This is a genomic window from Cupriavidus cauae (assembly GCF_008632125.1).
GTDB lineage: Bacteria > Pseudomonadota > Gammaproteobacteria > Burkholderiales > Burkholderiaceae > Cupriavidus > Cupriavidus cauae.
In genome coordinates, this window is sequence record NZ_VWRN01000041.1 from 23,847 (window position 1) to 33,566 (window position 9,720).

The window sequence follows — 9,720 nt, forward strand, 5'->3', positions numbered from 1 at the left end:
GAAGGTCGGCAGCGTGGTCGGGCAGGCGTGGTCGAGAAAGCGGGGTCGAGAACAAGCGGGGTCGAGAACAAGCGGTCGGAAACACCGGTCACGAACGCGCGATCAGGAACACGCCGGCCAGGATCAGCAGGATGCCGGCCATCCGCAATGGTCCGATCATCTCACCGAACAGCCACCATGCGGCCACCGCGTTGACCACATAGCCGAGCGACAGCATCGGGTAGGCCATCGATACATCGACGCGTGACAGACCGACGATCCACACCGCGACGCTGGCGACGTAGAGGCTCAGCCCGGCCAGCACCGGCCATTGGGCCAGCACGCGCAGCGCGGTATCGAACAGCGTGGCGCGGTCCAGCGCGATCGCGCCGACCGCGTTGACGCCGGCCTTGAGCAGCAGTTGCGCGCAGGCGTTGAGCAACACGCCGGTCAGGATGAAAGCGAAGGTGGTGATCGTCATCGATTGGAAGCGGAAGCGGGCGCTGCGGACGCGGCCGGGGCAGCAGGCGCGGGCGGCGCAGCGAAATTGGTGACCACGACGCGGCGCACGTCTTCGGCGACCCGATACATGGGCAACGCCTGAGCCTGCAATCTGGTGTACATCTCCGGCGACATGATGGCGACCGCGGGCCGGCCGTTGCGCCACGTCTGTTCGAACGCCTCCAGCGTCGGAATCCACTTGTCCGGTTCCTGCTGCAGGCCGAACTGCAGTTCGTCGGGATGCCAGACCAGCGTCAGCGGATGGCGCAGGTAGAACGGCAGCGTGTGGTCGAGCATGCCGACGCCATAGAACGGCATGTCGTCCTTCAGCACCTGCTGAATGGCGGGTACCAGGTCGATGCCGGAGGTGCGCCGGCCCATCACCTCATGGCCGAGCAGCGCGACCGTGAAGCTGGTGTACATCGCCAGGCCGTAGACCACGATGCTGGCCGGCCGGCCGTTGCGCCGCGCCAGCCAGTGGGCGAGCAGCACGCCGGCGAACATGACGACGAAGGCGGCGCCGATCCACAGCGCGAAGATCCGGTAATAGGCGTTGGGCGTGTTGTCGGAATCGAGCGTCGCGACCACCGGCGTGGCGGCCAGCCCGAGCACCGAAACGCCCAGCATCAGCAGCACCAGGCGGCGCCAGCCGGTGTCGCCGATGCGGTCCAGCGCGACGCCGGCCAGCATCCCCAGCGCCGGGAAGATCGGCACGATATAGCCGGGCAGCTTGGAGTTCGACAGGCTGAAGAAGACGAAGATGGCGCCCGCCCAGACCAGCATCAGCAGGGCTGGGCGCAGCGGGACGGCATTTGCCGGCTCCCCCGCCTGCGCCGCCTGCGCGGCCTCGGTCCGCTCGCGGCGCACCGCGCGCCAGATGCCCGGCGCCAGCGCCAGCCACGGCAGGAAGCCGGCCAGCAACAGGGGCACGAAGTACCACACCGGTCCCTGGCGATGATGGACGCTGGTCGTATAGCGCTGCCAATGCTCGTGGATGAAGAAGAAGCGCAGGAATTCCGGATTGCGCTCGGCGATCAGCCAGAACCACGGCACCGTGATCGCCAGCAGCAGCGCGGCGCCCCACAGCAGATGCAGGCGGCGCCACAGCCCGAAGTCGCGCGTGATGGCGGTGTAGACCACCAGCACCAGCCCGGGCAACGCGATGCCGATCAGCCCCTTGGTCAGGATGGCGACGCCCATCGCGGCCCAGCAGCCCAGCATCCAGCCGCGGCGTGCGGCCGGGGTGGTGTCCGGATGCTGCGCCAGCAGCATGCAGGCCAGCACGCAGGCGAGCGCGCCGGCCAGCGTCATGTCCAGCGAATTGAAGTGCGCGGCGACGCTCCACATCGGCGCGGCGGCCAGCGCCAGGCCGGCCAGCCAGCCGGCGCGCGCGCCGAACCAGCGCCCGGCCGCCCACATCGACGCGAGCAGGCCGATGAAGCCGGACAGCGCCACGCATAGCCGCGCCTGCCACTCGCCGAGCCCGAAGGCGGTATAGGTCAGCGCCGTCACCCACAGGTGAAAGGGCGGCTTCTCGAAATACTTGACGCCGTTGTAGCGGATCGTGACCCAGTCGCCGCTGGCGAACATCTCGCGGGCGATCTCGGCATAGCGGCCTTCGTCGGAGCGCAACAGATGGCGGGCGTCCAGCGTCCCGAACCAGAGCAGGACGATATACAGGACGACCAGGGCAATCACCGCCGCGGACAAGCCGGCGGCGCGCGTGGTCGGGGAACGGCGCATGAAACTCCTGAAACGGTGCTGCGCGGCCTCGGCCGCTTGCTGACAACCCGCTACGGAGCGCTGCCGCTCCGTGTGGTGCATACGACGCCTATGTCAACGGCGAAGTTCGCATTTTGTGCGAAAGCTATGACGGCTGATACCGAAAAATGTCCTACACGGGACCGCACCGGAGGGGCTTTTTCCGGCTCGGGACATATGTCCTGTGGCGTCCATTTCACTTTTCGTGCCTCGTCGCCCCGGTCGGCAGCGGCGACGCACCGCCGCCCGCGCGGGCACGGGCGGCGCGCGATGGGCGCACGGACGCAAAAAAACCCGCCGGCAGCGGGTTCTTGAATTCGCCATCGGGACGGGCCGCCCCGGGCTGGCCCGTCGGGCCGATGTCAGTTCGCCGGCTTGGCGGGCTTGGCCTTCTTCGCCTTGTGGCCGTTCTTCTTGCCTTCGTCCTGGCCCGGCGCGAGATCGGCGCGCGTGCTCTGGTTGGTGCCCTGGGTGTAGGGATCGAACTTGTCGCCGGCTTTCGCCCCCTGGCTGTAGGGGTCGAACTTCTCGCCCGCCTTGGCGCCTTGCGAGTACGGGTCGAACTGCTTCTTGCCGCCGGTGTTCTGGGCGTGCACCGCCAGCGAGGCGGTGCCGATGCACAGCGCGATGGCCGTCGCGACGAACTTGCTCATGGTGTCTCCTCGAAAGTTGCCGTCCATCGGATGGGCGGCTGACGATGGGCAGGCGCCGACGCGCCGCCCGCGCCAGTGTCTCCAACCTGTCTTGCGGCTGTCAAGCGAGTCACACCGGGCGTCGCGGGCGCGTCGGCCTCATGGAAAGCGAGGATTGCCGGGGTCGCCGGCCCCGGTATGCGCCTATTCCGTGACCGCGTCGGACGGATGCTTCCACGCCTCGCGGACCTCGGCCGACGGGGCCAGCGCCAGGTTGATGCCACGTCCGCCGATCGGCTTCTGGAACCAGCGCTGCTGCAGCGCCTCGATCTGCGGGCCGCGATAGACGCCGGCCAGGGTCTCGTCGACCAGCCGCTTCCACGCCGGGTCCGCCTTCGACAGCATCAGCGCGTTCTGCTCGACCGACAGCGCGGGACCGACGATCACGAATTGCGATGGATCCTTGGCGCGGGCGCGCAGGCCGGCCAGCAGCACGTCGTCCATCACGAAGGCCTGGGCGCGGCCGGACTCGAGCAGCAGGAACGATTCGCCGTGGTCCTTGGCGTAGACGTCGCGATAGCCGTACTGGCCCTTGAGCCGGCGCACGTGGCGGTCGCCGGTCGAGCCGGCGCTGGTCACCACGGTCTTGCCGCGCAGGTCCTCGAGCGAGTCGATGCCCGCATCGGCACGCACCAGCATCCGCACCGTCGACACATAGTGCGAGACGCTGAAGGCGACCTGCTTCTGGCGCTCGAGCGTGTTGGTGTTCGGCGCGCAGTCGAGGTCGACCAGGCCGTTGACGATGGCGGGGATGCGGTTCTGCGGCGTCAGCGGCATCCAGCGCACCTTCAGGTCCTTCAGGCCGAGCGCCTGTCGGGCGCCCTCGGCCGCGCGCAGGCACAGGTCGACCGCGTAGCCGGCCGGCTGGCCCTTGTCGTCGGCGAACGAGAACGGCAGCGCGGACTCGCGGTAGCCGAGCACGATGGTGCCGCTGGAGCGGATCTTGTCGATGACCGGACCGTGCAACGCCTCGGCGCCGGCGGCGTGGGCGATGCCGGTGCCGAGCAGGGCTGCCGCGAGGAGGACCGGGCGGAACGAACGAAGAGGGCGACGGAAAGAACGAAGGGAGGACAGCATGGCGAGGCGATAGAAAACAGCAAAGACCAAAGGGTAGCGATAGGGAGGAGTCAGGGGAAGGACAACTTCGTCATAAGTAAATACCCTAGGTCGATGTGATGACGCGGGCACAATGACCGGTCCAGCATGGCGGCGCCGGCACCTGCACCCGGGTACAATCCCGGGCCACGCGCCCGGTGTCGCGTCGCGCACGGGCGCGTCGGGGCTGGGCCGCGATTTCCGTTTGGTTCCCGTTCGCTTCCCGTCTGTCACCCATGTCTTCGCAACCCGCGCGCCTGGCCGGCATCGATGCGCTCAAGGCCATCGGCTCGCAACTGATCGTGCTGCACCATCTGGCCTTCTACGGGCCGATGTCCGATGCGGCCCATTCCCTCGCCCCCGCCCTGATCGACTGGCTCGCCGACTACGCGCGCATCGCCGTCCAGCTCTTCCTGGTGATCGGCGGCTTCCTGGCGGCGCGCAGCCTGGCGCCGGACGGCCTGCTGCGCGCGTCCCGCCCGCTGGCGGCGCTGCTGCGCCGCTATCGCAAGCTCGTCGTGCCCTTCGCCGCGGCCATTGTCCTCGCCATCGCCGCGGCGGCGCTCGCGCGGCAGGGCATGGACCATCCCTCGATTCCGGCGCCGCCGCAATGGGGCCAGCTGCTGGCGCATCTGCTGCTGTTGCACGACGTGCTCGATATCGACGCGCTGTCCGCGGGCGTCTGGTATGTCGCGATCGACTTCCAGCTGTTCGGGCTGCTGTTGCTGGCGCTTTGGCTGGCACGCCGGATGCCCGCCGGCTGGCGTGTCCGCGTGGGCGTGGCGCTGGTGGCGGCGCTCGGCCTGGCCTCGCTGTTCTGGTTCAACCGGGACGCCGGCTGGGACATGTGGGCGATCTATTTCTTCGGCGCCTACGGCCTGGGCGTGCTCGGCTACTGGGCCTCCAATCGCGGGCGCTCCCCCTGGTGGATCGCGGCGCTCGCGGCGGTGGGCGTCGCCGCGCTGATGGTCGATATGCGCTCGCGCATCGCACTGGCGGTCGTCGTCGCGCTGTGGCTGGCGATGGCACGGCGCGGCGGCTGGCTGTCGTCGTGGCCGCGCGGCCGTGTCTTCGCCACGTTCGGCGCGATCTCGTACTCGGTGTTCCTGGTGCACTTCCCGATCTGCCTGCTGGTCAACAGCCTGATGTCGCAGCTCGCGCCCGGCATGCCGTGGCTCAACGCGGCCGGCATGGCGATGGCGTGGCTGGCCAGCAACGCCGCCGGTGCGCTTTTTTACCGATATGTCGAATCGCGCGACCCCCTCGCGTCGCTGGGCAAGTTGTTGTTGCGCAACCGTACGGGGCTCGCCGGCTAGCAGGCGTTGCCCGCCTGCAACATCGGCGGCGCTGCACGATACGTGGGCGCCGCATGAACCGTTGTTGTGCCGCAATTGGTGAGGGAGCGTACTCAAAAGGGGAAAACGCCCATACGCGCTTGGCATGGCGATTGCCTACCATCAAGGTAAACCTGACCGTTTGGTCAGGATTCACGCCTCGAGGCTGCCATGTCCGATCACATCGTCCTGACCTCGCACGCACGCCGCGACAAGCCGGCCGAGCCGATCCACTGGGGGGCGCCGACCGCGGCCGAGCGCGGACCCGTGATAGCGACGCTGACCAATCCGGCGCATCGCAACGTGATCGGGACGCATGCCGGCGCCTATGCGGTCTATCGCGCGCTGGCGGTCGCTTCGGGCACGTTGCAGCGCGACCACCGCCCCGACCTGACCGACACCGCGCCGGCCGAGCCCATCGGCCCGCATCCGCAATGGGGCGATCCCGACAAGATCGTGTCGCTGGACCCGTGGGGACATCTGGTCTCGACCGTCTTCGCCGACCGCATCGCTGCGGGCGTCGATATCCGGCCGACCATCGCCGTCACGCGCGCCCATATCAACATGCCGGAACTGGTGGCGGCGATCGCCGCCGGCCGGCTGATCCCCGACGGCAGGATCCTGTTTGCCAACGGCGACGTGCGGGTGACCAAGGCCGCCGTCGATCCGGTCTGGTATCTGCCCGGCATGGCGCGCCGCTTCGGCATCAAGGAGAGCGCGCTGCGCCGCAGCCTGTTCGAGCAGACCAGCGGCATGTTCCCGGAGCTGGTGACCCGTCCCGACCTGAAGGTCTTCCTGCCGCCCATCGGCGGCATGACGCTGTATTTCTTCGGCGACGTCAGCCAGCTGGGCAAGCCGCAGACGCCTGTCGCCTGCCGCGTGCACGACGAATGCAACGGATCGGACGTATTCGGGTCGGACATCTGTACGTGCCGCCCGTATCTGGCGCACGGTATCGAGGTGTGCATCGAGATGGCCCAGCAGGGCGGGGTCGGACTGGTGGTCTACAACCGCAAGGAAGGCCGCGCGCTGGGCGAGGTCACCAAGTTCCTGGTCTACAACGCGCGCAAGAGGCAGGTCGGCGGCGACCGCGCCGAGACCTATTTCGCGCGGACCGAATGCGTGGCGGGCGTGCAGGACATGCGCTTCCAGGAGCTGATGCCCGATGTCTTCCACTGGCTGGGCATCCGTCGCATTGACCGCTGGGCCTCGATGAGCAATATGAAACACGGCGCGCTGGTCGCGCAGGGAATCGAAGTGGTCGAGCAGGTGCCGATTCCCGATGCGCTGATTCCGGCCGATGCGAGGGTGGAGATCGACGCCAAGGTGGCGGCGGGCTACTTCACCCGTTACACGCCTCCGGACGCCACCGAACTGACGGTGGCCAAGGGCAGGGGACTGGACGAATGACAGAACGAAACGATGCGGCATCGATGGGCGCGGCGGGGCAAGCCGGCGCGCAGGCCCGTGCTTCGCGCGAGGGCTGGCAAAGCTGGGTGGAACCCGATCATCCGGCGTCGGCGTTGTTGACGGCGCAGGCGGTGCGCGCGCGCTGCGCCGCCGTGACGGCCGCGGTGGCGGCCGGGGATTCGCAGTGGTTCAGCTGGCATCCCGAGCGGGTCCCGGCGATCGCCGACTATGTGGCCACCACCATCCGTTCGCGCTACCGCGATCTGCAGGTGCCCTACCACAGCCGCTGGCGCCATTTCGAGAGCGGCGGACCGGGCGAGCTGCGCGACCGCTGGGGCATCCTCTGCGAACGCGCGGCGCTGACCGGCGACGATCATCGCGAAGAGCGCGCGCGCATCGGCATCGACCTGGTGATTCCCAGCGTGCTGCTCGACGCGGGCGCCGGGCCCGACTGGCGCTACCGCGACCCGGCCAGCGACCTGAGCCTGAGCCGCTCCGAAGGGCTGGGCGTGGCCAGCTTCGACCTGTTCGCGCGCGGCGGTTTCTCCGCGACGCCGGACGAGCCGCTGCGCTCCGATGCCGAGCGGCTGGCGCAGATCGACCCCTCGACGCTGGCCACTGCCTTCCAGGTCGCGCAGCACAATCCGCTGGTCGGCCTCGAGGGCCGGGCGGGTCTGGTGCGCCGGCTCGGCAAGGTCGCGCAGGCCACGCCGGCGGTGTTCGGCGAGCCGGCAAGACTCGGCAATCTGTTCGACTATCTGAAGGCGCATGCCAGCGAGGGGCGCATCGACGCGGCCTTCGTGCTGCGCACGCTGCTGGTCGCGCTGGGGCCGGTCTGGCCGGGGCGGCTGCAGCTCGAAGGCGTGTCGCTTGGCGATTGCTGGCGCCATCCGGCCAGCCCCGACGGCCTGGTGCCCTTCCACAAGCTGACGCAGTGGCTGACCTACTCGCTGCTCGAGCCGCTGGAGGACGGCGGCCTGACGGTGACCGGGCTCGATGCGCTGACGGGCCTGCCCGAATATCGCAACGGCGGCCTGCTGTACGACTTCGAGCTGATGGTGCCGCGCGATGCGAGCTTTGCCGAGGCGGTGCACCGGGTCGACGAGCCCGCCATCGTCGAATGGCGCGCACTGACGGTGACGGGCCTCGATCTGGTCGCCGAGGCAACGCGGCAGGCGCTGGGCCTGTCCGCCGAGGCCTTTCCGCTGGCGCGCGTGCTGGAGGGCGGTACCTGGGCGGCGGGCCGGCGCATCGCCGCCAAGCGCCGGCCGGGCGGTCCGCCGCCGTTCGCGATCGACAGCGACGGCACCGTGTTCTGAGTTCCTGAGCCCGTGCAGGGCGCGGCTGTCGCAAACGCTGCGCGCCTGCACGCCGTCGTTCCGCCCCGGCCGCATCCGGCCACGGCCGCATCGAGGAGTGCCATCATGACCGCCCTGTCTGCCGATCTGTCCGTCGATCCGTCCGTGGCGCTGTCCACGGGGCTGCCCACGGGACTGTCCGCGGGACTGCCCGCGGGCGTGCCGCCCATCGCGCCGGCCGCCGCTTCCGTGATGGTGGTCGACCACCCGCTGGTCCAGCACAAGGTCACGCTGGTGCGCAGCGAGGACACCACCACCGACAACTTCCGCCGCCTGGTGCGCGAGATCGCGCAGCTGCTGACCTACGAGGCCACGCGCGACCTGGCGATGGAGACCGTGGCGATCAAGACGCCCATCGCGCCGATGCAGTCGCCGATGCTGTCTGGCAAGAAGCTGTGCCTGGTGTCTATCCTGCGCGCCGGCAACGGTTTCCTCGATGGCATGCTCGACCTGCTGCCGGCCGCGCGGGTCGGCCATATCGGCCTGTACCGCGACCCGGAAACGCTGGAGCCGATCGAGTACTACTTCAAGATGCCGGACGATATCCAGGAGCGTCAGGTGATCGTGGTGGACCCGATGCTGGCGACCGGCAATTCCGCGATCGCCGCGCTGAACCGGCTCAAGGAGGCGGGCGTCACCGCGCTCAAATACGTCTGCCTGATTGCCTCGCGCCCGGGTTTGCGCGCCTTGCAGGCCGCGCATCCCGATGTGGCCATCGTCACCGCCGCGATCGACGAGCAGTTGAACGAGCACGGCTATATCGTGCCCGGACTTGGCGATGCGGGCGACCGGCTCTATGGCACGCGCTGACGCCGTGGCGCCCGCCAGGAATCCGGCCGTGACGACGATGGCGTTGGCGCCGCCACGCCCGGCCTCGCCATGGACGCGCTAGCTCCCGCCACCCGCCTGCAGGCGCTGGCCGGCCGCGACGGCAACGCCGGCCGGATCCGCCAGCGCAACGAGGCGCGCATCCTGCGTGCCGCCGAAGCGGTGTTCGCGCGGGCCGGCTTCGCGGGCGCCACCATGGCGGAGATCGCCACGCGCGCCGGCGTGCCGAAGTCCAATCTGCACTACTACTTCCGCACCAAGCAGGCACTCTATCGCGCGGTGCTCGCCAACACGCTGCGGCTGTGGCTGTCGCAGGCCGACATCATCAGCGCCAGGCGCTCGCCGGAGGCTGCGCTCGAGCAGTACATCCGCGCCAAGATGCGGCTGTCGGCGCGCTATCCCGACGCGTCGCGCGTGTTCGCCAACGAGTTGCTCCATGGCGCGCCCGAGATCGGCGACGTGCTGCGCGACGCGCTGCGCAGCCTGGTGGGCCGCAAGTCGGTGGTGATCCATGGCTGGATCGCCGCGGGACGGATGGCGCAGATCGATCCGAGCCATCTGTTCTTCACGATCTGGGCCGCCACGCAGACCTATGCCGACTTCGAGGCCCAGATCTGCGCGGTGCTCGGCGTGCAGCGGCTGGAGCGGCGCGACTACGAACGCGCGACCGAACATCTGGTGGCATTGGTGCTGCGCGGCTGCGGCCTGACGCCGCCCGCGCCGGCTCGCGCCGGCCGGCGTGCGCGCGGCACGGCGACGGCG

9 protein-coding genes are annotated in these 9,720 nt (G+C 69.3%); 5 read left to right on the forward strand and 4 right to left on the reverse strand.

Annotation, left to right across the window (positions count from 1 at the left end; all coding sequences use genetic code 11):
* Positions 1–88 precede the first annotated feature (88 nt).
* From F1599_RS15540 to F1599_RS15555, 4 genes are all read right to left on the reverse strand, one after another.
* Complete coding sequence (locus tag F1599_RS15540; RefSeq protein ID WP_150083676.1) at positions 89–460, reverse strand: DMT family transporter; 372 nt, start codon at positions 458–460, stop codon at positions 89–91.
* Positions 457–2,223, reverse strand: a complete 1,767-nt coding sequence (locus tag F1599_RS15545; protein WP_150083678.1) for a glycosyltransferase family 39 protein — start codon at positions 2,221–2,223, stop codon at positions 457–459. The genes F1599_RS15540 and F1599_RS15545 overlap by 4 nt, the downstream gene beginning before the upstream one ends.
* Positions 2,224–2,603: 380 nt before the next feature.
* Positions 2,604–2,894 carry an amino acid ABC transporter permease gene (locus F1599_RS15550; protein WP_149316203.1) on the reverse strand — a complete coding sequence of 97 codons (291 nt, stop codon included), beginning with the start codon at positions 2,892–2,894 and terminating at the stop codon, positions 2,604–2,606.
* A 183-nt stretch (positions 2,895–3,077) separates the two neighbouring features.
* Positions 3,078–4,010, reverse strand: a complete 933-nt coding sequence (locus F1599_RS15555) for an amino acid ABC transporter substrate-binding protein (RefSeq protein WP_150083680.1) — start codon at positions 4,008–4,010, stop codon at positions 3,078–3,080.
* A gap of 254 nt (positions 4,011–4,264) precedes the next feature.
* On the opposite strand from F1599_RS15555, the gene F1599_RS15560 reads away from it, so the two are divergent.
* From F1599_RS15560 to F1599_RS15580, 5 genes are all read left to right on the forward strand, one after another.
* Positions 4,265–5,344 carry an acyltransferase family protein gene (locus F1599_RS15560; protein ID WP_150083682.1) on the forward strand — a complete coding sequence of 360 codons (1,080 nt, stop codon included), beginning with the start codon at positions 4,265–4,267 and terminating at the stop codon, positions 5,342–5,344.
* A gap of 189 nt (positions 5,345–5,533) precedes the next feature.
* Positions 5,534–6,772: a GTP cyclohydrolase II gene (locus F1599_RS15565; protein WP_149316200.1), complete on the forward strand. Its 1,239-nt coding sequence runs from the start codon at positions 5,534–5,536 to the stop codon at positions 6,770–6,772.
* Positions 6,773–6,795: 23 nt separating this feature from the next.
* Positions 6,796–8,091: a URC4/urg3 family protein gene (locus F1599_RS15570; RefSeq protein WP_187829086.1), complete on the forward strand. Its 1,296-nt coding sequence runs from the start codon at positions 6,796–6,798 to the stop codon at positions 8,089–8,091.
* Between the two features lie 231 nt (positions 8,092–8,322).
* On the forward strand, positions 8,323–8,940 hold the full coding sequence (gene upp / locus F1599_RS15575) for a uracil phosphoribosyltransferase (protein ID WP_223819671.1): 618 nt from the start codon (positions 8,323–8,325) through the stop codon (positions 8,938–8,940).
* A gap of 69 nt (positions 8,941–9,009) precedes the next feature.
* On the forward strand, positions 9,010–9,720 hold a 711-nt coding region (locus F1599_RS15580; protein WP_150083683.1), incomplete at its 3' end, for a TetR/AcrR family transcriptional regulator.